We start from the raw sequence: 24,149 nt of genomic DNA, 5'->3' as shown, positions 1-24,149 counted from the left end.
TCTCTGTTGTTTTACGCTCGGACGTTCATGTTATCAGCAATTAGTGCGTGACCTGTTCCCGTCGCTTCGCGGACAATCGCGCCTTTGCCGCTGCATGTTGCGGCGTTTGCGTTGCCGGACCCGGTGACGATCAGGAGACGAAATGACTGAGGAGCGCGTCGAGCATCTGCTCGCCGAGGTACAGGATGAGTTCGGCGTGATTCGCGTGCTGGAAGTGGCCGACTACCGTTTTCTCGAGTTCGGCGATGCCATCGAACAGAGCTGCGTGTTCACGGCCGACCCGAGCTGGCTCGAATATGATTACACCCGTGCGATGCTGATCGGCGCGTTGTGCCACGAGCAACCGGAAAGTGCGCTGTTTCTTGGCCTGGGTGCCGGAACGCTGACCCAAGCCTGCCTGAAGTTCCTGCCGCTGGAAGATGTCGAGGCCATCGAGCTGCGCCCCGACGTGCCGCGCCTGGCGATCGAATACCTTGGGCTGGACGATGACCCGCGGCTGTATATCCGCGTCGGCGATGCGCTGGAGCTGCTGGATACCGCCGAGCCGGCAGACCTGATTTTTGTCGACCTCTATACCGACGTCGGGCCGGGCGTCGGGCACCTCGCGTGGAGCTTCCTCGAAAACTGTCAAAAACGCTTGAATCCTGGCGGTTGGCTGGTGATCAACCAATGGGCCACCGACGACGGTAAACCGCTAGGCGCGGCCTTGTTGCGCGGGCTTTATCACCGGCATTATTGGGAGCTGCCGGTGAAGGAGGGCAACGTGATTCTGATCGTGCCTTCAGAGCTGGATCAGGAATTGGACATGCACGGCCTGATCGCCCGGGCCGAAGGGCTGGCGCCGAGATTGGGCTATTCGTTGCAGTCGTTGATCAAGGCCATCCGCCCGGCTACCTAAAGTTTCGAAGGGCACTGTGGCGAGGGGATTTATCCCCGTTCGGTTGCGCAGCAGTCGTAAAATCCGGCTGATGCGGTGTAGCTGTTATCACCGGGTTGAATGGTTTTGGGGCTGCTTCGCAGCCCAACGGGGATAAATCCCCTCGCCACGGAAACCCCCTCACCAACGGTTAGACGTCAGCAGCCTTTGAAAACGCCCGGCCGCTTCTCAAGCATCGACCGCACCCCCTCCTTGGCGTCCTCACTCGCCAACAATTTCTTCACCAGTGGCGGCAATCCCTGGGCCGCTGCGGTTTCCCCTTCATAGCGCGCCTGCCGGGCAGACATCAACGTTGCCTGAACCCCCAGCGGCGCTTGCCGGGCGATCCGTTCAGCCAGTTCAATCGCCCGCGGCAGCAGATCCTCGCTGGCCATGACTTCCTGCACCAACCCCAGGTGCAGCGCGTCATGGGCGTCAAATTCATCGCCGGTCAGCAACCAGCGCATGGCATTGCCCCAGCCGGCGACCTGATGCAGGCGCAACGTGGCGCCGCCGAACGGAAAGATCCCGCGCTGCACTTCTTTCTGGGCGAAGCGAGTGTTACTGGCGCAGAGGTTGATATCGGCGGCCAGCATTAATTCGATACCGATGGTCAGGCAGTAGCCCTGCGCAGCGACAATCACCGGTTTACTGACTCTCGGCCCCGCAAACACACCCCACGGATCGCAGCCGCCGGATGGCGCCTGCCAGCCTTCGGCGAGGGCCGCGCTGGCATTGACCAGGTCGAGCCCTGCGGTGAAATGCTCGCCATGGCCAAAAACCACCGCGACACGCAGTTCGCTGTCGGCCTCGAACTCGCCATAGGCCAGACTCAGTTCGTTGAGCAGGTCGAGGTCGAATGCGTTGCGCTTGGCCACCCGATCCAGGCCAATCAACAGGACATGACCGTGTCGTTCACGGCTGACGCGACTGGAGCTGGGCTCATTCATAGTGCATTTCCTTGGGCGGGAAGGGGCGGGATGGGCGATGTGAGATCGCGGGTCTGCGTCACAACGGTGAACCGTTTTAGCGCTATCGCCAGCAGGGCCGGGCCTTTGAAAAATAGACCGTTGCACGATTATCCGCAAAGCCTGTGACACAACGGTGTATCCGTCAGTTTTCCGACAAATAATGCTCCCTTTTCGGGCGAATTCCGGTATAGTGCGCGCCGGCCTTTAACCGGGCCGCGTTTAGGTAGCGCAATTCCCCGAAGCCAGCTTCGGCTGCACATCCGCACAGCGGACTCTCCCTTGACGAATCTTTTTCATTCATTCGTTTTCGCAAATCCCCGCCGACAAAGCAGCCAGGGCGACTCTTGAGTCTTACACGGCATGCGCAGCTTTGGAGCATGGGTCTTTGCGGATGCACTTAGAGGCAGACCCATGACCCAGGAAACCGGCGGCTTCGCCGCTTTTAATCTTAATCCGAACATTCTTGCAGCCGTCATCGCGACCGGCTACGAAGAACCTTCGGCTATTCAGCAGCAATCGATCCCGATCATCATGGCCGGCCACGACATGATTGGCCAGGCGCAAACCGGTACGGGTAAAACCGCCGCGTTCGCCCTGCCGATCCTGCATCGCATCGATCCTGCCAAGCGCGAGCCGCAAGCCCTGATCCTGGCGCCAACCCGTGAGTTGGCGCTGCAAGTAGCAACCGCTTTCGAAACCTACGCCAAGCAAATGCCGGGCGTTACCGTTGTGGCCGTTTACGGCGGCGCCCCTATGGGTCCACAACTGAAAGCAATCCGTAATGGCGCACAGATCGTTGTCGCCACTCCGGGCCGTCTGTGCGACCACCTGCGTCGTGACGAAAAAGTGCTGTCGACCGTGAACCACCTGGTTCTCGACGAAGCTGACGAAATGCTCAAACTGGGTTTCATGGACGACCTCGAAGTTATCTTCAAGGCTCTGCCGCCAACCCGTCAGACCGTATTGTTCTCGGCCACCCTGCCGCAGTCGATCCGTGCTATCGCCGAACGTCACCTGCGTGATCCGCAGCACGTGAAGATCCAGACCAAGACTCAGACCGTTACCGCGATCGAACAGGCTCACCTGTTGGTTCACGCTGACCAGAAGACCTCGGCTGTATTGAGCTTGCTGGAAGTCGAAGATTTCGACGCCCTGATCATGTTCGTGCGCACCAAGCAAGCGACCCTGGACCTGGCCAGTGCCCTGGAAGCCAAAGGCTACAAAGCCGCTGCGCTGAACGGTGACATTGCTCAGAACCAACGTGAGCGCGTGATCGAATCCCTCAAGGATGGCCGTCTGGACATCGTTGTGGCGACCGACGTAGCAGCTCGTGGCCTGGACGTTCCGCGCATCACTCACGTATTCAACGTTGACATGCCGTACGACCCGGAATCCTACGTTCACCGTATCGGCCGTACCGGCCGTGCCGGTCGCGAAGGTCGTGCACTGCTGCTGGTGACTCCGCGTGAGCGCCGCATGCTGCAAGTGATCGAGCGTGTAACCGGTCAAAAGGTTGCCGAAGTTCGCCTGCCGGACGCTCAAGCTGTTCTCGATGCTCGCATCAAGAAGTTGACCAACAGCCTGTCGCCGCTGGTTGCTGATGCCGAATCGACCCACGGTGATCTGCTGGATCGCCTGACTGCCGACATCGGTTGCACTCCACGTGCACTGGCCGCTGCTCTGCTGCGCAAAGCCACCAACGCCCAGGCGCTGACCCTGGCCGCGATCGAGAAAGAACGTCCACTGGTGCCTAACAACGCACCGCGTGGCGATCGTCCAGAGCGTACCGGTGATCGTCCGGACCGTGGTGATCGTGAGCGTCGTGCTCCGGTTCCATTGGCTGAAGGCCGTGCTCGTTGCCGTACCGCGCTGGGTGCGCGTGACGGTATTGCTGCCAAAAACCTGCTGGGCGCCATCCTCAACGAAGGTGGCTTGGCTCGTGAAGCGATCGGTCGCATCCAGGTGCGTGACAGCTTCAGCCTCGTCGAGCTGCCGGAAGATGGTCTGGAGCGTCTGCTGACCAAGCTGAAGGACACTCGCGTTGCTGGCAAGCAGTTGAAGCTGCGTCGCTACCGCGAAGATTGATCCGCTCTCGAGCTGATTGATCGAACATAAAAATCCCCGACTGGTTCGGGGATTTTTTTTGCCTGCGATTTTGGAGCCGCTTGTAGCAGCTGCCGAGCCTGCGAGGCTGCGTCCGGCTGCGCAGCAGCCGTAAAATCAGGCGCCACGGTCTTGCAGATATACCGTGCATGCAGGGTTTACGACTGCTGCGCAGCCGGACGCAGCCTCGCAGGCTCGGCAGCTGCTACATGGGATAGGGTTTCGGCAATTACTCCGTTACTTGCCCACCACCCGCAGTGACCACTTGCACGCTCATGCGCGGCGTCGCCAGGTCGAGTCCAGCCTCATCCAGGTGCCGTTTCAGCGACAGGTTAAACGCCCGGGACACTTCCCACTGCTTGATCGGCGCCGTCTTGAACCGGGCTCGGAGAATGGCGTTGCCGGACTCGAAGCTTTCCACACCTTGAATCTCCAGTGGCGACCAGATGTTGCGGCGCTGCAACGGATCGGTGCGCATCTTCTGGCCGACTTCGCGCATCAGTTTGATCGCATTATCGATGTCCATGTTGGACGGCACCGCCACGCGGAAAATGGCGTAGCCGAATTCCCGCGAGTAGTTCTTGATGCTTTTGATTTCGCTGAACGGGATGGTGTGGACGATGCCGTCGATGTCTCGCAGGCGCACGGTTCTGATGGTCAGGCCTTCGACCGTGCCCAGGTGCCCGCCGACATCCACGTAGTCGTCGATGGCCAGGGAGTCTTCGATGATGATGAACAGCCCGGTGATCAGGTCGGCCACCAGCGACTGCGCGCCGAAACCGATGGCCAGGCCGATCACGCCGGCACCGGCCAGCAGTGGCGTGACGTTCATTCCCATGTTGGCCAGCGCAACAATCAGCGCAACGATAAAAATCGCCACGAACAGTACGTTTCGGATCAGCGGCATCATGGTTTGCGCCCGGGCGTTCGCCAGGCCTTTGCGCGAGCGAGTCAGGGCGTGGTGCACCGCGGTGTCGCTGAGAATCCAGATCAGCCAGGCAAAAATCAGTGTGCCGGCGAGGCTGAACAGTTTGACACTGACTTCATGGCCTTCGCCCTCGGTGAAGGTGATCAGCGACATGCCCCAGACCCGCAGGCCGAGTTCGATGAACGTCAACCACACCAGCAAGTGGGCGAGGGTGTAGAAGAAGCTTTTCAGCCGATCCGAATACAGCGCATGACGTTTCACGCCGCGCTGCGGTTTCAGCGAATGACGGCGCACCAGCCCATTGATGACCATGCACAACACCAGCAACACGGTGCAGATCAGCGCCTGACGCAGCGCGGTGCTGGTGTCGCCGGCCGATACGAACGTGGCGAACAGCGAGATGCACACCAGCACCAGGGCCGGAACGTACCAGAAGGTGCCAAGAATATCGATGGTGTCACTGAGGGCGCGGCGAGTCAGGCGCCGGGACAGCGGCTGGTTGCGGATCAGGTGGGCGATGGGGCGACGGAATCGCAAGATAAACAGCCCGGTAGACAGCGCGGCCAGGACATTCGCAACCGTGGCGGCGGTGTGAGCCAGGTGGCTGCCGAGGCTTTCGACCAGGCGCGGATCGTTCAGGGCTTCGCCGAAAGCGGCGAAACTGCCGATCAACCACAGCGGGCGGAACGCTTGATGTCGCAGGATGTAAAGCGCGCGATGGCGGTGGGAGCCGTCGAGCACGGAAAATGCGATCACGCAGATGGCGGAAAAGCAGGTGCCGACCACCAAGGCGTAGGCCAACACCATGGCCAGGCTTTTACCCAATGACGAAGGCAGGGCATAGCTCATGTAAACGGTGATCACCAAGGCTATCAGCCATGGCCCGAGTTTGCGCAAGGCGAAACGCAGCATGTCCAGGGCCTTGGGGTGTTGAGGCAGTTCTTCGGTCAGGCCGAAGCGCATCCGTACTCGGTGACCGAGCCAAATCAATGCGGCAGCCAACAGGCTCCAGACCATCAGAATCATGGCGAAGGCGAAGATGATCGGCAGCCATTCATTGGCCGGCATCATCAGAGCCTTCAATTCGTCTGCGGCCAGGTCAAACTCTTCCGACCAGCGTGTGATCGGGCTGTCTGCCCCGGAAAATTGTTTTTCGAAATTGGCCAGCGTGCCGCCAATCAGGCCCAGCACGCCTTCGTCGGTGCCGGGTTGGGCTTTCTTGGTGGCATCGCGGAGTTTCTTCAGATCGGCGAGCAGTTTGCTGCGCTGCTGATCGTTTTCCAGGGACTTGATGACCTCATCCAGCGATTGCCCCAAGGGTTCCTGGGCTTCTGGCTGAGCCTTCGTGGAGTTGAGCAAGCTCGGCAAACCGACTGCCTGGGCAGGCGCCGTCGGCAGCAACGTCATGAGGCAGACAAGGAAAAAACACGGCAGGGCGAAAAGACGAGCGAACACTAGGCGGTCAACCTTGGAATATGCAGATCGACCGAGTGTACGAGCCCGCCTAAATCAATGCGAGCCGGGGGCGAGGATTTATTCGTTGAGCTTGGCGAGGATCTTGAACACCACGGTGGCGAGGATCATCAGCATGCCGATCCACATCGCGAAGACACCGGCGTTCTTGTCGCGGAAGTTGAAACCGACTGCCAGCATGATCATCCCGGCGAGAATCGGGACCAGCATGGCGTGAAATGAAGACAGAGAGATCATGGCGACTGCCTTGTCGAAAAGAATAATTTAATTGTAGGAGCTGCCGCAGGCTGCGATCTTTTGATCATGAAAAATCAAGATCAAAAGATCGCAGCCTGCGGCAGCTCCTACATGGAATGGTGGCGCCGCCCGAAGACGGCGGTGTTTTGGGGAGTTATGGCAAGTCTTGGCAGGCGTAGAACGCGCTCAGCACTTTGACCAGGTGTGCCAGGTCATGACTGCCGCACAGTTCACGGATCGAGTGCATGGCGAATGTCGGCAGGCCGATGTCCACGGTGCGCACGCCCAGATGGCTGGCGGTGATCGGGCCGATCGTCGAACCGCAGCCCATGTCGCTTCGCACCACGAAGCTTTGTACCGGTACTTCTTCGGCCATGCACAGGTGGCGGAAGAAGCCTGCGGTTTCGCTGTTGGTGGCGTAGCGCTGGTTGCTGTTGACCTTGATCACCGGGCCGGCGTTGAGTTTCGGGCCGTGATTGGCATCGTGCTTGTCGGCATAGTTCGGGTGCACGCCGTGGGCGTTGTCGGCCGAAACCAGCAGGGATTTCTGAATGGTCCGGACGAATTCATCACCTTCAGGCAGCAGGCGACGCAGGGTTTGCTCAAGCATCGGGCCGTCCGCGCCGCAGGCCGAGCAGGAGCCGACTTCTTCGTGGTCGTTGGCGACCAGGACACAGGTTTCGTCGGTTTCGGCAGTCAGCAACGCTTGTAGGCCGGCGTAGCACGACAACAGGTTATCCAGGCGGGCGCCAGCAATGAAATCGCCATGCAGGCCGATGACGGCAGCGCTTTGGGTGTCGTAGAAACTCAACTCGTAATCGAGTACCACGTCGGCGTTCAGGCCGTGCTCGCGGGCAAGTTGGTCGGTGAGCACTGCGCGAAAGTCCACGCGTTCGTCACCGGCGAATTGCGCGAGGATCGGCGGCAGTTCGGTCTGGGCATTGATCGCCCAGCCCATGTTGGCTTCGCGATTGAGGTGAATGGCCAGGTTCGGAATGGTGGCAATCGGTGCCCTGAAGTCGATCAACTGGCTCTCGACCTTGCCGTCGCGGCGGAAGGTCACGCGGCCGGCCAGGGACAGGTCGCGGTCGAACCACGGCGCCAGCAGTGCCCCGCCGTAGACTTCGACACCCAACTGCCAGAAGCCCTGGCGCTGCAGTTCCGGCTGGGGTTTGACCCGCAGGCATGGGCTGTCGGTATGGGCGCCGACCAGGCGAATGCCGCCGTGCAGAGGTGAGTGACGGCCCATCTTGATGGCAACGATCGAAGAGTCATTACGGGTGACGTAATAGCGGCCGTTGGCTTCGGTAGTCCATGGCTCACGCTCATCAAGACGCTGATAGCCTGCCGCTTCCAGGCGCTGAACAAGGCTGGCGGTGGCATGGAATGGGGTAGGGGAGGCCTTGAGGAAGTCGATCAGGCCTTGGTTCAACTCTTCGCGCATAAATAGCTCCAGACAGCAATGGCGCCAGTTTACCGTATTGGTCACATTTTTGGCGGTGGGCGGCTGTAGAAGATCCCTGTAGGAGCGAGCTTGCTCGCGATGGATCTGAGAACGCCGCGGGGTGTCAGGTTTCCAGCGTTATCGTTGACGACCTTCGTCGGAGCGCCGCCCGGAGCAAGCTCGCTCCTACAGTTTTCGGGCAGACATCAGAACGGTGCAGGGCACTCGAAGCGCAGGCGTTCGCCGCTTTGCGGATGAGTGAAGCTGAGCATGCTCGCGTGCAGGCACAGCCGTGGCCAGGCGGCCAGCGCCTGTTCGTGGGCATAAAGCCCGTCACCCAGCAGAGGATGGCCGATGGAAAGCATGTGTACGCGCAACTGATGGGAGCGACCGGTGATCGGTGTCAGTTCGACACGGCACCAGTCGCCGCAACGTTCCAGTACACGCCAGAACGTCAGGGCATGTTTGCCGAACTCATGGTCCACCACATGGCGTGGCTTGGTCGGCGGATCGTAGCGCAAGGGCAAATCGATGCTTCCACTGTCCAGCCCAGGTTGGCCCCAACACAGGGCGGTGTAGGCCTTTTCTGTTTCGCGGTCGTGAAATTGCCGAGACAGCTCGCGATGCGTATCCGGGTCACGGGCCAGCAGGATGATGCCGGAGGTTTCCCAATCCAGCCGATGGACGATTCGCGCTTCCGGGTAGCCATTTTCTTGCAGGCGGGTAATCAGGCAGTCCTTGTTGTCGTCGGCCCGGCCAGGGACGGAGAGCAACAGGGTCGGTTTATCCACCACCAGGACGGCGGCGTCCTGATGGATGATGCGGATGTTGGACAACGGCATTAAAACAGCCTCGTAACAAACGCCAACGGCGACTCAAAACCTTGATTGTCCCCTGTAGGAGCTGCCGCAGGCGGCGATCTTTTGATTTTGCTTTTGAAACAAGATCAAAAGATCGCAGCCTGCGGCAGCTCCTACAAGGGCCCGAAGGTTCTGAGCCGCCGTGGCTCCTGACTGATCGACTAGCGGTCAGGCAGGGTGATATTGAGTTCCAGAATCGAGCAGCTGCCCTGGTTTTCCAGTGCGACGTGCACGTCATCGGACCCGATATTGACGTACTTGCGGATCACTTCGACCAGTTCCTTTTGCAAGGCTGGCAGGTAGTCCGGCGTACTGCGTTGGCCGCGTTCATGCGCCACGATGATCTGTAGACGCTCTTTCGCTACCGAGGCGGTACTTGGCTTCTTATTAGCCCGAAAGAAGTCAAAAATGTTCATTACCGGCCTCCAAACAGACGCTCAAAGAATCCTTTCTTCGTCACATCGAGAAACCGATGCTCCACGGTTTTGCCCAGCAGACGATCCACGGCATCGCTGTACGCCTGGCCGGCGTCGCTCTGGTCGTCAAGGATCACCGGCACGCCGGAGTTGGAAGCCTTGAGGACCGCCTGGGATTCCGGAATCACACCCAGCAGGGTAACGGCAAGAATTTCCTTGACGTCTTCGACGCCAAGCATTTCACCGTCACTGACGCGTTGCGGGTTGTAGCGGGTCAGCAGCAGGTGTTCCTTGATCGGTTCTTCGCCGTTTTCAGCGCGGCGCGACTTGCTGGCCAGCAAGCCCAGCATGCGGTCCGAGTCACGAACCGAGGACACTTCCGGGTTGGTCACGACAATCGCTTCGTCTGCGAAGTACATGGCCAGGTGGGCGCCTTTCTCGATGCCCGCTGGCGAATCGCACACCACGAATTCGAAATCTTCTTTGAGTGCCATCAGCACTTTTTCCACGCCCTCCACGGTCAGCGCGTCTTTATCGCGGGTCTGACTGGCGGCCAGGACGTAGAGGTTTTCCAGGCGTTTGTCTTTGATCAGGGCTTGCTGCAGGTTGGCTTCGCCGTTCACCACGTTGACGAAGTCATACACCACGCGACGTTCGCAACCCATGATCAGGTCGAGGTTACGCAAGCCGACGTCGAAGTCGACGATGACTGTTTTGTGACCGCGCAATGCGAGGCCGGTACCGATAGCGGCGCTGGTGGTGGTCTTACCCACACCACCCTTGCCGGATGTAACCACGAGAATCTTGGCCAAGGTGTTTCACCCCTAAGGAAAAAGGACTTTTAGCCCCTGAAAAACATCTCTTGAAAAACTACTGCAGTCGGACAGCCTTGGTGAAATCGGGCCCTTAACGGCGCTTACCTCCGGTAAACACTGCTTTTGGCCTTTTTCCTACTTCGTTTGAGCCGTTTTCGCTACGTTTTAGAGATGCTTGGAAAATGCGGCAGTATCCGTTAAAGCCGAATGATGTTCAACACATCGCCCGACAGACTCACTTGCACGCCGGCCCCCCATAAAGGATCGCGGCGCAGATCTTCGGAAACCTTGTAGTGGCCTGCGATGGAGACCAGTTCAGCGCTCATTTGCTGACAGAAAATCCTGGCTTTCGTATCGCCTTTGACCCCGGCCAATACGCGACCGCGCATCGGCCCGTATACATGGATGTTCCCATCGGCGAGAAGTTCCGCCCCCGGGCTGACGGAGGAGATCACCACCAAATCGCAACCCTGGGCATAAATCTGCTGGCCGCCGCGGACGGGCGACGTGATGATTTTCGTCGGTTTGACGGTCGGCTCCGGTGGTTTTTCCGGTTTTTTCTTCACTGGCGCTTCGTGCGTCTCCAGTGGTCGCTCCCGGGCACCGGACGGCGGTAGCACGGGCAGGTCGACCGCGATGGCCGCTGCGATGTCTTCGATGCGGCTGGCGCGGATTGCCAGGGTGCGCAAGCCATGCTGGCGGCAAACGCGCATCAGCCCTGGCAGATCGACGGCACCTTCACTGGCCGGGAGCTTGTCCAGGGCCAGCACCAGCGGCGCGTTACTGAAAAAGTTGGGCGCCTGGGCGACTTTCGCGGCCAGCTGCCGATCGAGGCTCTCGAGGTCGTTGCGGGCCAGCTCCAGCACGGTAATGGCGAGCATGCTGCCCTTCAACTGGAACACGGGATCTTGGTCTAGCGGTTCGGTTTGGCTCATGTCGGCATACAACGGCTTGTCACTAAAAGTGCCGAGACTTATAACGAGAACGCCCGCGAGCCGCAAGCCGGGTCGAACGATGTAGAATGCGCGGCCATCGTCTTATCGGAAGCTTTAATGGATCGCCCGCGGTTTCGAACAGCATTTCTTTCCCCACGTTTCTGGCCGCTGTGGTGTGGCTTGGGGCTGTTGTGGCTGATTGTTCAGTTGCCGTATCCGGCGTTGCTGTTTGTCGGTCGCGTCCTCGGTGCATTGATGTATCGAGTGGCCGGCGACAGACGGCGCATCGCCAAGCGTAACCTCGAGCTGTGTTTCCCTGAGAAAACCGCCGACGAGCGCAAGCGCCTGCTCAAGGAAAACTTCGCCTCCACCGGCATCGCGTTTTTCGAAATGGCGATGAGCTGGTGGTGGTCGCGCGAGCGTCTGGCCGGACTCGCCCACGTCGAAGGGCTGGAGCATCTGAAAAAAGCCCAGCGCGAAGGCAAGGGCGTGATTCTGATGGCCGTGCATTTCACCACGCTGGAAATCGGCGCGGCACTGTTGGGTCAGCAGCACACCATCGACGGCATGTACCGTGAGCACAAGAACCCGCTGTTCGATTTCATCCAGCGAAGTGGCCGCGAGCGGCACAACGTTGATTCGCTGGCCGTCGAGCGCGAAGACGTGCGCGGCATGCTCAAGCTGCTGCGGGCCGGTCGGGCGATCTGGTACGCACCCGATCAGGACTACGGCGCCAAGCAAAGTATCTTTGTGCCGCTGTTCGGGATTCAGGCTGCGACAGTCACCGCCACCAGCAAGTTTGCGCGATTGGGCAAGGCGCTGGTGGTGCCGTTCACCCAGGAACGCCTGGCGGACGGCAGCGGTTATCGACTGGTGATCCACGCGCCGCTCGATAACTTCCCCGGTGAGACTGATGAAGCCGATTGCCTGCGGATCAACCAATGGATCGAAGGCGTCTTGCGTGAGTGCCCGGAGCAATACCTCTGGGCCCATCGCCGCTTCAAGAGTCGTCCACCGGGCGAGCCGAAGTTGTACAAGAAACGCGGTTAAGTATTCGACCCCCTTAAGCACCATGGAGCGTTGCGATGAGTCCTGCTGAACCGGTTACAGGGTTGATTCTTTCCGGCGGCGGGGCTCGGGCGGCTTATCAGGTCGGGGTGCTGGCGGCGATTGCCGAGCTGTTGCCGATCGGTGCGAACAATCCGTTTCCGGTGATCGTCGGCACTTCAGCCGGTGCGATCAACGCCGTCAGCCTCGCCAGTGGGGCGATGGACTTCCGTGGCGCTGTCGAGCGCCTGACGGCCTTCTGGCAGGGATTTCGCAGTCATCTGGTGTTACGCAGTGACTGGCCGGGGGTGATCCATCAGGCCAGCCGTTTTGTCGGGCACAGTTTGCTCGGTATCGGCGCGCAGGTTCCCGTGGCCCTGCTCAACAGTTCGCCGCTGCGCAGGTTGCTCAACGACAAACTGCACATGACCGGCATTGCCGACGCCATCGCCCAAAAGCAGTTGCAGGCGGTAGCGGTGACGGCATTCGGCTACGAATCCGGCCAGGCCGTCACGTTCTATCAGGGCGGCGGGACCATCGATGCCTGGTTGCGTCATCGGCGGATCGGCATTCCGATGCAATTGACCGTCGACCATTTGCTCGCCAGTTCTGCCATTCCCCTGTTGTTCGCGCCGGTGAAAATCGGCGAAGAGTATTTCGGCGACGGCGCGGTGCGTCAGTCGGCCCCCATCAGCCCGGCCCTGCACCTGGGCGCCAGTCGAGTGCTGGTGGTGGGGGTCAGTGGCAATCCGCGCGGTGTCGATCCGCATCAGCCGCTGCAACGCGCCTACACCGGTCAACAGCCAACGCTGGCGCAGATTGGCGGGCACATGCTCAACAGTACGTTCATCGACAGCCTGGAGAGTGACATCGAGTTGCTGCAGCGCCTGAATCAGTTCAGTCACCTGTTGCCCGACGGCACGCCGACCCGCGCGCTCGGTGTGGCACCGGTGGAGGTCCTGGTGATTTCGCCGAGCCAGCCGATCGATGAGATTGCGGCTCGGCACCGGCAGGAGTTGCCAGCGGCATTGCGCCTGTTTTTGCGTGGGCCGGGGGCGACCAAGACGAGTGGGGCGGGGGTGTTGAGCTACCTGCTGTTCGAGGCGGGGTATTGCAGCGAGTTGATTGATCTTGGGCGGCGGGATGCGTTGGCCAAGCGGGATGAGTTGTGCCGGTTTCTCGGGTTGTCATAAAGCAAAAGATCGCAGCCTGCGGCAGCTCCTACAAGGGAGTGCGTACCCCTGTAGGAGCTGGCGAAGCCTGCGATCTTTTGACTTCAAATCAGAAGTGGAACTTCACCAGGAAGCTCGTGGTGCTCTGGTCGGTTTTGAAGCCCTGACTGTCTTCAATACCGTACTTGTTTTTCCAGTAGTCATACTCGACACCCACGTACAACTGCTTCTCGCCCAGGCTCAGCGCTTTGCCCAAGTCGTACTTGATCTGCGGATTGAAGTGCAGGTTGGCGTGGTATTCGCCTTTTTTGTTGACGTCGTTGTCGACCACCCAGTCCATGAAACCGTCGATCAGGATGTTCGAATCGCCCACCGGGATGGTGTAGGACCAGACCGGCGTGACCTGCCAGATATTGTCGCCTGGACGGTCGCCTTCGGTATGACGGTTGTAGAAGTTCAGCTGGAAGTAGTCGAAGCCCGGTATGGCCAGGTCGAAACCCGGACCGATCAAGTAGGACTCGGTATCGTCTTCACCGAACTCGTAAGTCATGGCCAGCAGCACGTCTTTGATCGGGCCAAACTCGAGTTTCTGGTCGAAGATCTTGCCGAAGGACAGGCGCGGGCTGATTTCGCCATAGTAGGTGTTCTCACCCGCGAAGGCGTCTTCCTTGCCGTTGTAGTAAATCTTGTCGATGAACATGAAGTTGTCGCCGTACTTCCAGCCATCGGCGTGTTCGAAGGTCACGGTCTGCTGAATGCGCGGGTTGACCTGGAAGTCCTTGCCATACAGGTAGGACAGGCTGTTGTTCTGCCATTGCAGCAAGTCGCCGGCCATGGCCTGGCCCCCAGCCAGCAAAGATCCCGCCAGCATCAGGCTAGTGCACGTGCGTTTCATTCGGTTGCTCCCAAAAAGTAGGTGGTTCCACATTATTTTTCTAAGGTCGGCGCTCTGGTGTGGCGCCTTTTTCTGTAGCTGTAAAAAAATCATCCATTCGGTCAGCTTTAGTGCTGTTAGCAAGAGCTGAGCCAAGGCTTTAAAAAAGCAAAAAAACTCCCGCTCGGCTGCTCAAGAACAGTCGATTGAGTGGGGTTTTGGAGTGCCTTGGTACCGTCCAGAGCCGGGATAAATTGGCTTTCTGGTCAGGAATTAAATCCGGGCTTTTTTTTAAAGCGGATTCAGGCGGCCGCGGAGAATACTGACTCCTTGGCCAGGTCTCAAGTGCCCCGCAACAGCGCACCGACGACAGGTTTGGGGCACGGTTGTCGGCGGTGGGCCTGTTATCGCTGGACAGCAGGCTTGAGTCGGTAAAAACCATCTGTTGCTCCCTCTTGTTTTTATTCTTCAAGGCGCAAGAATCCACCGACCCTGTAGGAGCGAGCTTGCTCGCGATGGTCGCTAACGATGACGCGTGCTATGTGGATAAACGCGGTGCTGATGCGTTCATCGCGAGCAAGCTCGCTCCTACAGGGTTGTGGGGTTTTCAGTCAGTTCGGGTGAGCGTGGCAATCGTTGATGGCCGCGCGTTCGGCGCCACCAAGGATGTTGAACAGCAGGTTCAGCGCCAGCGCACTCAACGTTGCCATCGCAATTCCGCTGTGGGTAATCGGACTCATCCACAGAGGCAGGTGCGCGAAAAACTCCGGGCGCACCACTGGAATCAACCCCATGCCGATGCTCACCGCCACCAACAACTGATTGCGACGGTCACCAATGTCGGCTTCCTGCAGAATCTTGATCCCGGTGGCGGCGACCATGCCGAACATCGCGATCGCTGCACCGCCGAGCACGGCAGGCGGAATCGATGCCACCAGGAACGCCGCTTTCGGCAGCAGGCTCAGCACCACCAGCAAACCGCCGGCGACGATAGTGACCGAACGGCAGCGCACGCCGGTCATCTGTACCAGGCCGATATTCTGCGCGAAGGAGGAGTGGGTGAAGGTGTTGAAGAAGCCGGCGAAGAACGAGGCGCCCGCATCGCAGAGCAAGCCGCGACGGAGCATGCGTGGGCAGACTTCCTGGCCGGTGATTTTGCCCAGCGCGAGGAACATTCCGGTGGACTCGACGAAGATGATTACCACCACCAGGCACATGGACAGGATCGGTGCCAGTTCAAATTTCGGCATGCCGAAATGCAGCGGGGTGACGATCTGCAGCCAGGGTGCTTGAGCCATGCCGCTGAGGTCGACCATGCCGATCAAACCGCAGGTGATATACCCGAGGCACATGCCGATCAGCACGGAAATGTTGACCCAGAAACCGCGCATGAAGCGGTGGACCAGCAGGATGGTGGCCAGCACCAGTGCAGCGATCGCCAGGTAAATCGGTGAGCCGAATTGAGCGGCGCCAGCACCGCCGCCCGCCCAATTCACGGCCACGGGAAACAGCGACAAACCGATCGAGGTGATGACGGTGCCAGTCACCAGCGGCGGGAAAAAGCGCACGACTTTGGACATGAACGGCGCGATGAGCATGCCGAAGAAACCGGCAGCGATAGTAGCGCCGAAGATGCCTTGCAGACCGATGCCCGGCATGCCGGCCATGGCGACCATGCTGCCGACGGCGGCGAAACTGGCGCCCATCATCACGGGCATGCGGATACCCATCGGGCCGATGCCCAGCGATTGCACGATGGTCGCGATGCCGGCGACCAGCAGGTCGGCGTTGATCAGGAAGGCGATTTCTTCACGATTCAAGCCAGCGGCCTGTCCGATGATCAGCGGCACCGCGATGGCTCCGCCGTACATCAGCAAAACGTGTTGCAGGCCGACCAGGATCAGTTGCAAAAGGGGTAAACGCTGAATGGCGGGTGCGTCGGGGATGCGCGCTTCGGATAGCTCGGACATGCAACACCTCGGATCTTTTTTATTCTTGTGATTTTGTGCGTCAGGTTGACCGCGTTGCGGCCATTCGCGAGCAGGCTCGCTCCCACACAGGCCATACAAATCCTGTGGGAGCGAGCCTGCTCGCGAAGCTTTTGTTACTTAATTGGTCTGGGCTCCCTGGACAATCCATGCGCCGATCAGGTCACGTTCCTGCTGGGTCATCTGCGTGATGTTGCCCAGTGGCATGATCTGGCTGGCGACGGCTTGCGCCTGGATACGCGGGGCGTTCTGGCGGATTTGCTCGGGGGTATCGAACATCACTCCGGCCGGTGCGGCACTGAACAGCGGGCTGGTCGGTTTGGCCGAATGGCACACCGCGCAACGTTCCTGAATCACGCTGTGAACCTTGTCGAAACCAGGGCCGGCGTTGGACGCTTGCGCCGGTGCGGCGGCAGGCGCTTCTGCTGGCTTGTCTTCAGCCGGTTTCAAACCGCCACCCAGTGCCGTTTCCGGCAGCGGTTGGTATTCGATTTTAGCCGGTGCCTTGGCCACGTCCGGAGTCATCATCGGCGCTGGGCCGGTAACGTAAGCCAGGCTGATCATCCCGACCGCTGCCACTGGCAGTGTCCAGGCAAACTTGTGGCTGTCGTGACGGGTGTTGAAGTAGTGACGCACCAACACCGCCAGCACCGCGATCCCGGCCAGGATCAGCCAGTTGTACTGGCTGCCGTAGGTGCTCGGGAAGTGGTTGCTGATCATGATGAACAGCACCGGCAAGGTGAAGTAGTTGTTGTGGCGTGAACGCAGCAAACCTTTGGCCGGCAGTGCCGGATCGGGTGTGCGGTTCTCGGCAATCGCCGCCACCAGTGCGCGTTGCGCCGGCATGATGATGCGGAACACGTTGCCGACCATGATGGTGCCGATAATCGCGCCGACGTGCAGGTACGCACCACGACCGCTGAACACTTTGCTGAAGCCGTAGGCGGCGCCGATGATCAGCACGAACAGGATGAAACCGAGCAGGGCAGGGCGTTTGCCCAGTGCCGAGTCACAGAGGAAGGAATAGACGAACCAGCCGATGAACAGCGAGCCGATACCGATGGCCACGCCTTCAGGACCGCTCAGGGTGCTGCCCGGAGCCAGCAAGTAGAGCGTCGGGTTGGAGTAGAACACCACGCACAGCAGCGCGATCCCCGACATCCAGGTGAAGTAGGCTTCCCACTTGAACCAGTGCAGGTTGTCCGGCATGGTCGGTGGGGCCAGTTTGTATTTTTCCAGGTGATAGATACCGCCGCCGTGGATCGCCCACAAATCGCCCGCCAGACCGCTTTTCGGGTTGACCCGATTGAGGTTGTTTTCCAGCCAGACGAAATAGAACGATGCGCCGATCCAGGCCACGCCAGTAATCATGTGAACCCAGCGCACGCTCAGGTTCAGCCATTCCAACAGATGTGCTTCCACAGTCTTTACCTCTCGCTTGTCACTCTGTTGTCGAGTGATCGGAGCGCTTTTTGGGTGGGTCTTATAGGTGGGGGGCAAGGATCAAACGCTCATCCTCTTTGAAAAAATGCTCATCGCAGTTATTGCCTGTGCCACTGCGATCAACCACCAGGAAGTCATCCCGCTTTTCGATCGTCAGCACCGGATGGTGCCAAACGCCGCGATGGTAATTAATGCCCTGCCTGCCGTTGGTGACGAAGGCGCGGACCAAGCCTGATACAGGTTCATCGCCAAGTGGCGCGACCACGATCAGAAAGGGGTTGCCGAGCAGCGGGATGAAAGCCTGGCTGCCCAACGGGTGACGCTCCAGCATGCAGACGGTCAGCGGCATGTCCTGCGCGTCGGCGCGGAAGATGCTGATGATCGCGTTGTCTTCTGGCGTGGCGGTTTCAACCGTAGCCAGTTTATGGAAGCGCATGGTCGAACCGTTGTTGATCATGAAGTGATCGCTGCCGTCGGTTTCGATCACGTCACCGAAAGGGGCGAAGGCTTCTTTGGTCAGCGGTTCAATCGTCAGTGTGCGCATGCTGGTCTTCTTATCCCATTTCGTTGTTGGTTCACTGCACCCCTGTAGGAGCTGGCGAAGCCTGCGATCTTTTGATTTTGACCTTAAAAAACAAGATCAGAAGATCGCAGCCTGCGGCAGCTCCTACAGGCTCAGCATTACTTCGCGACCTTGCCCAAAACGCGCAGGCGGCTCACACCACCGTCCGGGAACACGTTCAGGCGGATGTGGGTGATCGGGCCCAGCGCTTTGATCTGTTCGGCGAAGGTGTGTTCGGCGTGCATTTCCAGTTTCTGCGCTGGCAGCAATTCGCGCCAGAACAGCGATTGGGTTTCGATCTGGCTGTCGGTGCCGCCCTTGACGAACGCGCCCTGGATCGAGCAAGTGTCCGGGTAGTTACCCTTGAAGTGCAGGGTGTCGACGATGACTTTCTCGATCTCGCCCGCATGGCCCAGCGCGACGATCACCCAGTCATTGCCCGGCGTGCGACGACGCGCGGTCTCCCAGCCATCGCCCATGTTGATGCCACGGCCCGGGTTGAGGATGTTGCTCATGCGGCCGAAATGTTCATCGGAGCAGGCGAGTGCGCGGCCACCGTTGAGGGCTGCGGCCAGGTCGACTTGCTCGTTGTCGCCGACAGCCGACCAGTCGCGGAACGGAACGCCGTACACGCGCAGACGGGCCACGCCACCATCCGGGTAGATGTTGAAACGCAGGTGGCTGAAGGCCTGGTCGTTGTTGATTTCGTGGAAGTGGTGGCTGTTGCCCTGCAGCTCGACGGCCGACAGCACTTCAGTCCACTGGGTGTTTTCGTCTGGCTCGCCCGAGGCCAGGAAGCAGGCTTCCAGGGAGGCCGACGGCGGGAAGTTGCCGGTGAAGAATGAAGTGTCGATGTCCACGCCTTTGATCGAGCCCGGAACGCCGAGGCGGATCACCGCGCTGTCGTAGCCTTCGAAGCGCTTGCGGCGCGACTCCCAGCCGTCCATCCACTTGCCGTTGTCATCGAACACGCCTTCTTTCCACACAGCCGGTGTCGGCTGGAACAGGCGGTTGGCATCAGCGAACCAGTCATCGGTGACCGAAATGATTTTGGTGCCCAGGCGGGCGTCGGCCAGGTTGACGAACTTCTCGAAAGGTACGGCGTAAGCTTTCATTCTTCTAGTCTGCCTTTAATTAGTTGGCTTGGGATGCTTGCCGTGCCCTGGGTGTTGTCGCGTTTGTAACACTCGGGCAAGGCTCGCTATAGGGTCAGTAATCGGAACAGGGCGATCTTGTTGATCTCCGCCAGCGCGCATTTGAATTCGGTGTCTGCCGAGTTGTGAATGCGCGTTTCGAACGCCGCGAGGATCTGATGCCGGTTGCTGCCTTTTACCGCCATGATGAAGGGAAACTTGAACTTGGCCTTGTAGGCGTCGTTCAGCTCGGTGAAGCGCTGGAACTCTTCGGCCGTGCATTGGTGAATCCCCGCGCCAGACTGTTCTTCAGTGCTGGCTGCGGTAAGTTGGCCCTGGACGGCGGCTTTGCCGGCCAGGTCCGGGTGAGCGTTGATCAGGGCCAGCTGGCTGGCGTGATCGGCGCTCAACAGGATGTCGCTCATGCGCTGGTGCAGGGTTTCGATCTCGTCGATCGAAGCGTCCTGGCCCACGTCGAAGGCCTTCTCGGCCACCCATGGCGAGTGTTCGTAGATGTCGGCGAAGGCTTTGACGAAGGCGTCGCGGCTCAGGGTCGATGGCTTCAGGGATTGAAAGGTGCTCATTGGGCAGCCCCTTGGTACGGGTGGGTTTCATGCCAGTGGCGAGCGATGTCGACGCGACGGCTGAACCACACCTGTTCATGACTTTTAGCGTATTCGATAAAGCGCTTGAGCGAGGCCAGACGCGCCGGACGGCCAATCAAACGACAGTGCAGGCCGATCGAGAGCATCTTCGGGGCTTCAGCGCCTTCGGCGTACAGCACGTCGAACGCGTCTTTGAGGTATTCAAAGAAATCGTCGCCCTTGTTGAAACCCTGGACCTGGGTGAAGCGCATGTCGTTGGTGTCCAGGGTGTACGGGATCACCAAATGCGGCTTGCCGGTCGGGTTGTTCGGTTCCCAGTAGGGCAGGTCGTCGTCGTAGGTGTCGCAGTCGTAGAGGAAACCGCCTTCTTCCATCACCAGTCGACGGGTATTCGGCCCAGTGCGGCCGGTGTACCAGCCCAGCGGGCGTTCGCCGGTGATTTCGGTCAGCACGCGGATCGCTTCGAGCATGTGCTCGCGTTCCTGCGCTTCGTCCATGTACTGATAGTCGATCCAGCGATAGCCGTGGCTGCAGATTTCGTGGCCGGCATCGACCATGGCGCGGATCACATCCGGGTGGCGCTGGGCGGCCATGGCCACGGCGAAGATGGTCAGCGGAATGTCGAACTCCTTGAACAGTTTCAGAATCCGCCAGACGCCGGCACGGCTGCCATACTCGTAAAGGGATTCCATGCTCATGTTGCGCGCGCCTTGCAGCGGCTGCGCCGAGACCATTTCCGAAAGGAAGGCTTCGGATTCTTTATCGCCGTGCAGGATGTTGCGCTCGCCGCCTTCCTCGTAATTGAGCACGAAGGACAAGGCGATGCGGGCATTGCCCGGCCAGTGTGGGTGAGGAGGGTTACTGCCGTAACCGATCAGGTCGCGTGGGTAGTCAGCGCTCACTGCAGTCTTCCTTCTTATTCGTTGACAGGTTGCGTGGCGGCCTGGCGGTGGGATGACAGGCTGGCGTCACAGCGATGGGCTGATTGTATACAACTTTATATTCACTTTGTAAGCCTGATTTTTTGCATTTTTGATGAACTGTCATCTTTACTTGCTTTAGATACAGAGAGTGCAAGAAACCTGCCTGAATGGTCAGCTAATGGAAAGGAAGTCCGCTGACGGTATGGTTTTGCTGTAGATGCGCCGGGAAATCCCGGATGGCGGGGCTGGACGTAAAAATGTCGTTTTTATTGTGTACAATTTTTTTCAAAAGTGTCTTAATTAGTCGCTCGCCGCAGCGTTTCGTGCTCCGAATCGGTGCGGTCTCCTTTCATCTGACTTCGGGAGGCGCGAGGCCTGACTGCTCCACGCAAGCAGGCGCGCAGAATCAATGGGACGTTTGACTACACACGTTTTGGACGCTGCACATGGTTGCCCGGGCAGCTCGATCAAGGTCGAGTTGTACCGTGTTGAAGGCTCGCAGCTGGAATTGGTCGCCAGCGCGATCACCAACAGCGATGGCCGTGTCGATGCGCCACTGCTGCAAGGTGATGACTACCGCACCGGGGTTTATCAGGTTCAGTTTCATGCGGGCGATTACTACCGTGCTCGTGGCGTCCAGCTGCCGGAGCCCGCGTTCCTGGATGTGGTGGTGCTGCGTTTTGGCATCTCTGCCGAACAGGATCATTACCACGTGCCGCTGCTGATTTCGCCGTACAGCTATTCAACGTACCGAGGAAGCTGATCCCCCAAGCAGCTTTCTCCACATCGAAGCGACTGCGCATATAGCTTCTTTGGTCTTTCGCCCGCTCACACTGCGGGCTTTTTTTTGGGAAAAAATCCGCTCGGGTTCAGGCTGCATAAGCTGCTACATGGAGCTCAACCCGCCAAAACAGGGTGTAGCAAGACAATTCAGTAACTTATTGAGCGGGCAAAAAGCCAATTCATGTAGTATAACTACAAGCGTGCTACATCCCCGGCACCTGCCAATAACAAAGAGTCCAGCCCCTTGAATCTGCTGCAACACATCGCCCAGTCTCGCCACCTGTTACGCAAGTCGGAGCTCAAGGTCGCCGACCATGTGCTGCTCGATCCTGCGGCCGTGATGCACAGCTCCATGGCCGATCTGGCCCACAGCGTGGGTATCAGCGAACCGACCATCGTGCGTTTTTGTCGCGCCATCGGTTGTTCCGGGTTTCAGGACTTGAAGTTGAAGCTGGCGCAAAGCCTGGCAGCAGGCGCGAGTTTCGGGCAGTTCGCAATCCATGAAGATGACTCGGTCGCTGACTACAGCCTGAAAATCTTTGACACCACCTTGCACACGCTGATGGAGGTGCGCGAGAAGCTCGATCCGGTGGAGTTGCAACGGGCTGTGTCGCTCATGTCCCAGGCTCAGCGTGTCGAGTTTTACGGCTTCGGTGCGTCGGGTGCGGTGGCGGCAGATGCCCAGCACAAGTTCTTCCGTTTGCTGCTGACCGCGGCGGCGTATTCCGATCCGCACATGCAGGCGATGTCGGCGGTAACGCTGAAGCCAACCGACGTGGCGATCTGTATTTCCCAGTCGGGGCGCTCCAAAGACCTGTTGATCACGGCCAACCTGGTGCGCGAAAGCGGTGCATCGTTGATCACCTTGTGCCCAAGCCAGACGCCGCTGGCCGAGTTGTCGACCGTGAATCTGGCGATCGATGTGCACGAAGATACTGAAATCTATACACCGCTGACCTCGCGTATCGCCCACCTGGTGGTGATCGACGTGTTGGCGATGGGTGTGGCCATGGCTCGCGGGCCGAGCCTGGTCAACCACCTCAAGAGCGTCAAGCGCAGCCTGCGCAGCTTGCGGTTGTCGCCCAAATCGGTGAAAGCGCTGGACGACTGACAAGATCAAAAGATCGCAGCCTGCGGCAGCTCCTACAGGAATACGCATTACCCTGTAGGAGCTGTCGAAGGCTGCGATCTTTGCTTTTTTAAAGTTCATCAGTCTGTAACGTCCGAGCCGCCAAACCGTCATCCCGCGCGCCTATCTTGAAGTTCCCGCACTCGCCTTGGGAGACCCGAAATGGCCCAGCCCTACGAAGAACGCAACAGTGCTGTCAAAACCCGTCGTCAGCAAGAAGACCAACGCCGCATGGAGTTTCGTCGCGCCATAGAAGATCGCTGCGAACGTCGTCAGCTTCTGGCTGAGATTGGCGATTTTCCTGACGCCCCAGAACTCAATTACTGGCACGCAGCGCCGGCAACTTCCCGTCGAAACGCTCAACCAGCGCGCTGATCTGTACCCGTTCGCTGCGGATAAACGCAAGGAATGCGTGAGCCACCGGTGACAGCCGTTTGGCCTTGGCCTGCACCAGGCACCAGCTGCGAAACAGCGGAAGCTCTTCGACCGGCAACTCAATCAGTCCGCCGGTCGCCAACTCCAGGTTCAGGGCGTGACGAGTCAACAGCGCCACGCCCAGGCCCGCCACGACACACTCACGCTGGGCTTCGGCTGAAGACACTTCCTGGGTCTGGTTGAAGTGCACACGTTTTTCCTTGAAATACTCTTCACAAGCCAGTCGTGTCCCGGAGCCGTGTTCACGCATCAGCAGTGTGTAAGGCTCAAGATCCTGCAAGCGCAGGGGTCCCATATGGCACAACGGATGATCCGGCGGCGCCACGGCGACGATAGGGTTATTGAGGAACGGCAAGAATTCCAGCCCCATGTCTTGCGGCACCATGGACATGATCACCAGATCATCCCGGTTGTCCGACAAGCGCCGAATCACCTGTCCGCGATTGACCACCGTCAGTTGCAGATTCACTTCGGGATGCTGACGCTTGAATGCCGCAAACAGATGCGGCACGAAATACTTGGCGCTGGATTCCACTGCCAGTTTCAGCTGGCCTTGCAGTGATCCCTGCATGTCCGAAAGCTGCATGTCGAGGTTTTCCAGACGGCCGAAAATGTCTCGACTGGCACGCTGGAGGGCTTCCGCTGCCTCGGTCATGTAGAGCTTTTTGCCCACGTAGTCGAATAAAGGCTGGCCGATCAGCTCCTCAAGTTGACGAATCTGCAGGCTCACGGCAGGTTGTGTGAGCGACATTTCTTCTGCTGCACGGCTGTAGGACCTCAAATCGCAGACTTCGTTGAAGATCTGCAATTGACGCAATGTCATACGCATCAAGGACTTACGCATTTTATAAGAGCTCTCGCCGCAGGTTGATGAATCAACTATAAGTCTTTGCTAATGGCTAACCCAATTATTATTCATTTTTGTTAATCCCTTGTGAGCGCTAGTGTGGTGTCGCG

At 59.1% G+C, this 24,149-nt stretch carries 23 protein-coding genes; 7 read left to right on the top strand and 16 right to left on the bottom strand.

What is annotated here, in order from left to right; genetic code table 11:
• Positions 1 to 142 precede the first annotated feature (142 nt).
• The gene (locus ACA052_RS19265) at positions 143 to 898 is read left to right on the top strand and encodes a spermidine synthase (RefSeq protein ID WP_497646310.1); all 756 of its coding nucleotides are present in this window, start codon (positions 143 to 145) and stop codon (positions 896 to 898) included.
• Positions 899 to 1,074: 176 nt separating this feature from the next.
• Here ACA052_RS19265 and ACA052_RS19260 read toward each other — a convergent pair whose 3' ends face one another.
• Positions 1,075 to 1,866 carry a crotonase/enoyl-CoA hydratase family protein gene (locus ACA052_RS19260; protein WP_497646309.1) on the bottom strand — a complete coding sequence of 264 codons (792 nt, stop codon included), beginning with the start codon at positions 1,864 to 1,866 and terminating at the stop codon, positions 1,075 to 1,077.
• Positions 1,867 to 2,298: 432 nt separating this feature from the next.
• On the opposite strand from ACA052_RS19260, the gene ACA052_RS19255 reads away from it, so the two are divergent.
• Positions 2,299 to 3,972, top strand: coding sequence for a DEAD/DEAH box helicase (locus ACA052_RS19255; protein WP_008146183.1), 1,674 nt, complete (start codon positions 2,299 to 2,301; stop codon positions 3,970 to 3,972).
• Positions 3,973 to 4,219: 247 nt separating this feature from the next.
• Here ACA052_RS19255 and ACA052_RS19250 read toward each other — a convergent pair whose 3' ends face one another.
• From ACA052_RS19250 to minC, 7 genes are all read right to left on the bottom strand, one after another.
• Complete coding sequence (locus tag ACA052_RS19250; RefSeq protein ID WP_497646308.1) at positions 4,220 to 6,373, bottom strand: mechanosensitive ion channel family protein; 2,154 nt, start codon at positions 6,371 to 6,373, stop codon at positions 4,220 to 4,222.
• 78 nt (positions 6,374 to 6,451) lie between these two features.
• Positions 6,452 to 6,628, bottom strand: a complete 177-nt coding sequence (locus ACA052_RS19245; RefSeq protein ID WP_497646307.1) for a hypothetical protein — start codon at positions 6,626 to 6,628, stop codon at positions 6,452 to 6,454.
• A 154-nt stretch (positions 6,629 to 6,782) separates the two neighbouring features.
• Positions 6,783 to 8,072, bottom strand: a complete 1,290-nt coding sequence (locus tag ACA052_RS19240) for a M18 family aminopeptidase (protein WP_497646306.1) — start codon at positions 8,070 to 8,072, stop codon at positions 6,783 to 6,785.
• Between the two features lie 206 nt (positions 8,073 to 8,278).
• The gene (locus tag ACA052_RS19235) at positions 8,279 to 8,914 is read right to left on the bottom strand and encodes an RluA family pseudouridine synthase (RefSeq protein WP_497646305.1); all 636 of its coding nucleotides are present in this window, start codon (positions 8,912 to 8,914) and stop codon (positions 8,279 to 8,281) included.
• A gap of 179 nt (positions 8,915 to 9,093) precedes the next feature.
• The gene (gene minE / locus ACA052_RS19230) at positions 9,094 to 9,348 is read right to left on the bottom strand and encodes a cell division topological specificity factor MinE (protein ID WP_007944431.1); all 255 of its coding nucleotides are present in this window, start codon (positions 9,346 to 9,348) and stop codon (positions 9,094 to 9,096) included.
• Positions 9,348 to 10,160: a septum site-determining protein MinD gene (minD, locus tag ACA052_RS19225; protein WP_150631077.1), complete on the bottom strand. Its 813-nt coding sequence runs from the start codon at positions 10,158 to 10,160 to the stop codon at positions 9,348 to 9,350. The genes minE and minD overlap by 1 nt, the downstream gene beginning before the upstream one ends.
• A 200-nt stretch (positions 10,161 to 10,360) precedes the next feature.
• The gene (gene minC, locus ACA052_RS19220; protein ID WP_497646304.1) at positions 10,361 to 11,098 is read right to left on the bottom strand and encodes a septum site-determining protein MinC; all 738 of its coding nucleotides are present in this window, start codon (positions 11,096 to 11,098) and stop codon (positions 10,361 to 10,363) included.
• A gap of 117 nt (positions 11,099 to 11,215) precedes the next feature.
• On the opposite strand from minC, the gene ACA052_RS19215 reads away from it, so the two are divergent.
• Together ACA052_RS19215 and ACA052_RS19210 are read left to right on the top strand one after the other, a co-directional pair.
• Positions 11,216 to 12,148, top strand: a complete 933-nt coding sequence (locus tag ACA052_RS19215) for a lipid A biosynthesis lauroyl acyltransferase (protein WP_497646303.1) — start codon at positions 11,216 to 11,218, stop codon at positions 12,146 to 12,148.
• 35 nt (positions 12,149 to 12,183) lie between these two features.
• Entirely contained in the window at positions 12,184 to 13,338 is a 1,155-nt protein-coding gene (locus ACA052_RS19210) for a patatin-like phospholipase family protein (protein WP_497646302.1), read from the top strand.
• 88 nt (positions 13,339 to 13,426) lie between these two features.
• Here ACA052_RS19210 and ACA052_RS19205 read toward each other — a convergent pair whose 3' ends face one another.
• The 7 genes from ACA052_RS19205 to puuE all read right to left on the bottom strand — a co-directional run bounded on the left by ACA052_RS19205 (position 13,427) and on the right by puuE (position 20,824).
• Positions 13,427 to 14,212, bottom strand: coding sequence for an outer membrane protein OmpK (locus ACA052_RS19205; protein WP_497646301.1), 786 nt, complete (start codon positions 14,210 to 14,212; stop codon positions 13,427 to 13,429).
• Between the two features lie 590 nt (positions 14,213 to 14,802).
• A complete protein-coding gene (locus ACA052_RS19200) occupies positions 14,803 to 16,161 on the bottom strand; it encodes a nucleobase:cation symporter-2 family protein (RefSeq protein ID WP_497646300.1) in 1,359 nt (452 codons plus the stop codon).
• 138 nt (positions 16,162 to 16,299) lie between these two features.
• Entirely contained in the window at positions 16,300 to 17,601 is a 1,302-nt protein-coding gene (locus tag ACA052_RS19195; protein ID WP_497646299.1) for a urate hydroxylase PuuD, read from the bottom strand.
• A 61-nt stretch (positions 17,602 to 17,662) separates the two neighbouring features.
• The gene (locus ACA052_RS19190; protein ID WP_497646298.1) at positions 17,663 to 18,166 is read right to left on the bottom strand and encodes an ureidoglycolate lyase; all 504 of its coding nucleotides are present in this window, start codon (positions 18,164 to 18,166) and stop codon (positions 17,663 to 17,665) included.
• A gap of 137 nt (positions 18,167 to 18,303) precedes the next feature.
• Positions 18,304 to 19,299, bottom strand: a complete 996-nt coding sequence (gene alc / locus ACA052_RS19185) for an allantoicase (protein WP_150656316.1) — start codon at positions 19,297 to 19,299, stop codon at positions 18,304 to 18,306.
• Between the two features lie 86 nt (positions 19,300 to 19,385).
• Positions 19,386 to 19,901 (bottom strand): 2-oxo-4-hydroxy-4-carboxy-5-ureidoimidazoline decarboxylase, encoded by a 516-nt coding sequence (uraD, locus tag ACA052_RS19180; protein WP_497646297.1) that lies wholly within the window; start codon positions 19,899 to 19,901, stop codon positions 19,386 to 19,388.
• A complete protein-coding gene (gene puuE, locus ACA052_RS19175; RefSeq protein ID WP_008031461.1) occupies positions 19,898 to 20,824 on the bottom strand; it encodes an allantoinase PuuE in 927 nt (308 codons plus the stop codon). The genes uraD and puuE overlap by 4 nt, the downstream gene beginning before the upstream one ends.
• 430 nt (positions 20,825 to 21,254) lie before the next feature.
• On the opposite strand from puuE, the gene uraH reads away from it, so the two are divergent.
• The 3 genes from uraH (at position 21,255) to ACA052_RS19160 (ending at position 23,132) form a co-directional block, all read left to right on the top strand.
• Positions 21,255 to 21,608 carry a hydroxyisourate hydrolase gene (gene uraH / locus ACA052_RS19170; protein WP_008031462.1) on the top strand — a complete coding sequence of 118 codons (354 nt, stop codon included), beginning with the start codon at positions 21,255 to 21,257 and terminating at the stop codon, positions 21,606 to 21,608.
• Between the two features lie 264 nt (positions 21,609 to 21,872).
• Positions 21,873 to 22,739 carry a transcriptional regulator HexR gene (gene hexR / locus ACA052_RS19165; protein ID WP_008027445.1) on the top strand — a complete coding sequence of 289 codons (867 nt, stop codon included), beginning with the start codon at positions 21,873 to 21,875 and terminating at the stop codon, positions 22,737 to 22,739.
• 180 nt (positions 22,740 to 22,919) lie between these two features.
• Positions 22,920 to 23,132 carry a PA3496 family putative envelope integrity protein gene (locus ACA052_RS19160; protein ID WP_497646296.1) on the top strand — a complete coding sequence of 71 codons (213 nt, stop codon included), beginning with the start codon at positions 22,920 to 22,922 and terminating at the stop codon, positions 23,130 to 23,132.
• Here ACA052_RS19160 and ACA052_RS19155 read toward each other — a convergent pair.
• Positions 23,074 to 24,036: a LysR family transcriptional regulator gene (locus ACA052_RS19155; RefSeq protein WP_497646295.1), complete on the bottom strand. Its 963-nt coding sequence runs from the start codon at positions 24,034 to 24,036 to the stop codon at positions 23,074 to 23,076. The genes ACA052_RS19160 and ACA052_RS19155 overlap by 59 nt on opposite strands.
• Positions 24,037 to 24,149: the final 113 nt, after the last annotated feature.

The organism is Pseudomonas sp. LBUM1644 (assembly GCF_059716195.1).
Note: the sequence above shows the minus strand (reverse complement) of the source record. Positions and strands in the feature narration are given on the sequence as shown.

What these genes read in the sequence shown, in the direction of transcription:
- ACA052_RS19265 (WP_497646310.1), top strand. Translation starts at nt 143, where the DNA reads ATGACTGAGGAGCGCGTCGAGCATCTGCTCGCCGAGGTACAGGATGAG.
- ACA052_RS19260 (WP_497646309.1), bottom strand. Translation starts at nt 1,866, where the DNA reads ATGAATGAGCCCAGCTCCAGTCGCGTCAGCCGTGAACGACACGGTCAT.
- ACA052_RS19255 (WP_008146183.1), top strand. Translation starts at nt 2,299, where the DNA reads ATGACCCAGGAAACCGGCGGCTTCGCCGCTTTTAATCTTAATCCGAAC.
- ACA052_RS19245 (WP_497646307.1), bottom strand. Translation starts at nt 6,628, where the DNA reads ATGATCTCTCTGTCTTCATTTCACGCCATGCTGGTCCCGATTCTCGCC.
- ACA052_RS19240 (WP_497646306.1), bottom strand. Translation starts at nt 8,072, where the DNA reads ATGCGCGAAGAGTTGAACCAAGGCCTGATCGACTTCCTCAAGGCCTCC.
- ACA052_RS19235 (WP_497646305.1), bottom strand. Translation starts at nt 8,914, where the DNA reads ATGCCGTTGTCCAACATCCGCATCATCCATCAGGACGCCGCCGTCCTG.
- minE (WP_007944431.1), bottom strand. Translation starts at nt 9,348, where the DNA reads ATGAACATTTTTGACTTCTTTCGGGCTAATAAGAAGCCAAGTACCGCC.
- minC (WP_497646304.1), bottom strand. Translation starts at nt 11,098, where the DNA reads ATGAGCCAAACCGAACCGCTAGACCAAGATCCCGTGTTCCAGTTGAAG.
- ACA052_RS19215 (WP_497646303.1), top strand. Translation starts at nt 11,216, where the DNA reads ATGGATCGCCCGCGGTTTCGAACAGCATTTCTTTCCCCACGTTTCTGG.
- ACA052_RS19210 (WP_497646302.1), top strand. Translation starts at nt 12,184, where the DNA reads ATGAGTCCTGCTGAACCGGTTACAGGGTTGATTCTTTCCGGCGGCGGG.
- ACA052_RS19205 (WP_497646301.1), bottom strand. Translation starts at nt 14,212, where the DNA reads ATGAAACGCACGTGCACTAGCCTGATGCTGGCGGGATCTTTGCTGGCT.
- ACA052_RS19200 (WP_497646300.1), bottom strand. Translation starts at nt 16,161, where the DNA reads ATGTCCGAGCTATCCGAAGCGCGCATCCCCGACGCACCCGCCATTCAG.
- ACA052_RS19190 (WP_497646298.1), bottom strand. Translation starts at nt 18,166, where the DNA reads ATGCGCACACTGACGATTGAACCGCTGACCAAAGAAGCCTTCGCCCCT.
- alc (WP_150656316.1), bottom strand. Translation starts at nt 19,299, where the DNA reads ATGAAAGCTTACGCCGTACCTTTCGAGAAGTTCGTCAACCTGGCCGAC.
- uraD (WP_497646297.1), bottom strand. Translation starts at nt 19,901, where the DNA reads ATGAGCACCTTTCAATCCCTGAAGCCATCGACCCTGAGCCGCGACGCC.
- uraH (WP_008031462.1), top strand. Translation starts at nt 21,255, where the DNA reads ATGGGACGTTTGACTACACACGTTTTGGACGCTGCACATGGTTGCCCG.
- ACA052_RS19160 (WP_497646296.1), top strand. Translation starts at nt 22,920, where the DNA reads ATGGCCCAGCCCTACGAAGAACGCAACAGTGCTGTCAAAACCCGTCGT.
- ACA052_RS19155 (WP_497646295.1), bottom strand. Translation starts at nt 24,036, where the DNA reads ATGCGTAAGTCCTTGATGCGTATGACATTGCGTCAATTGCAGATCTTC.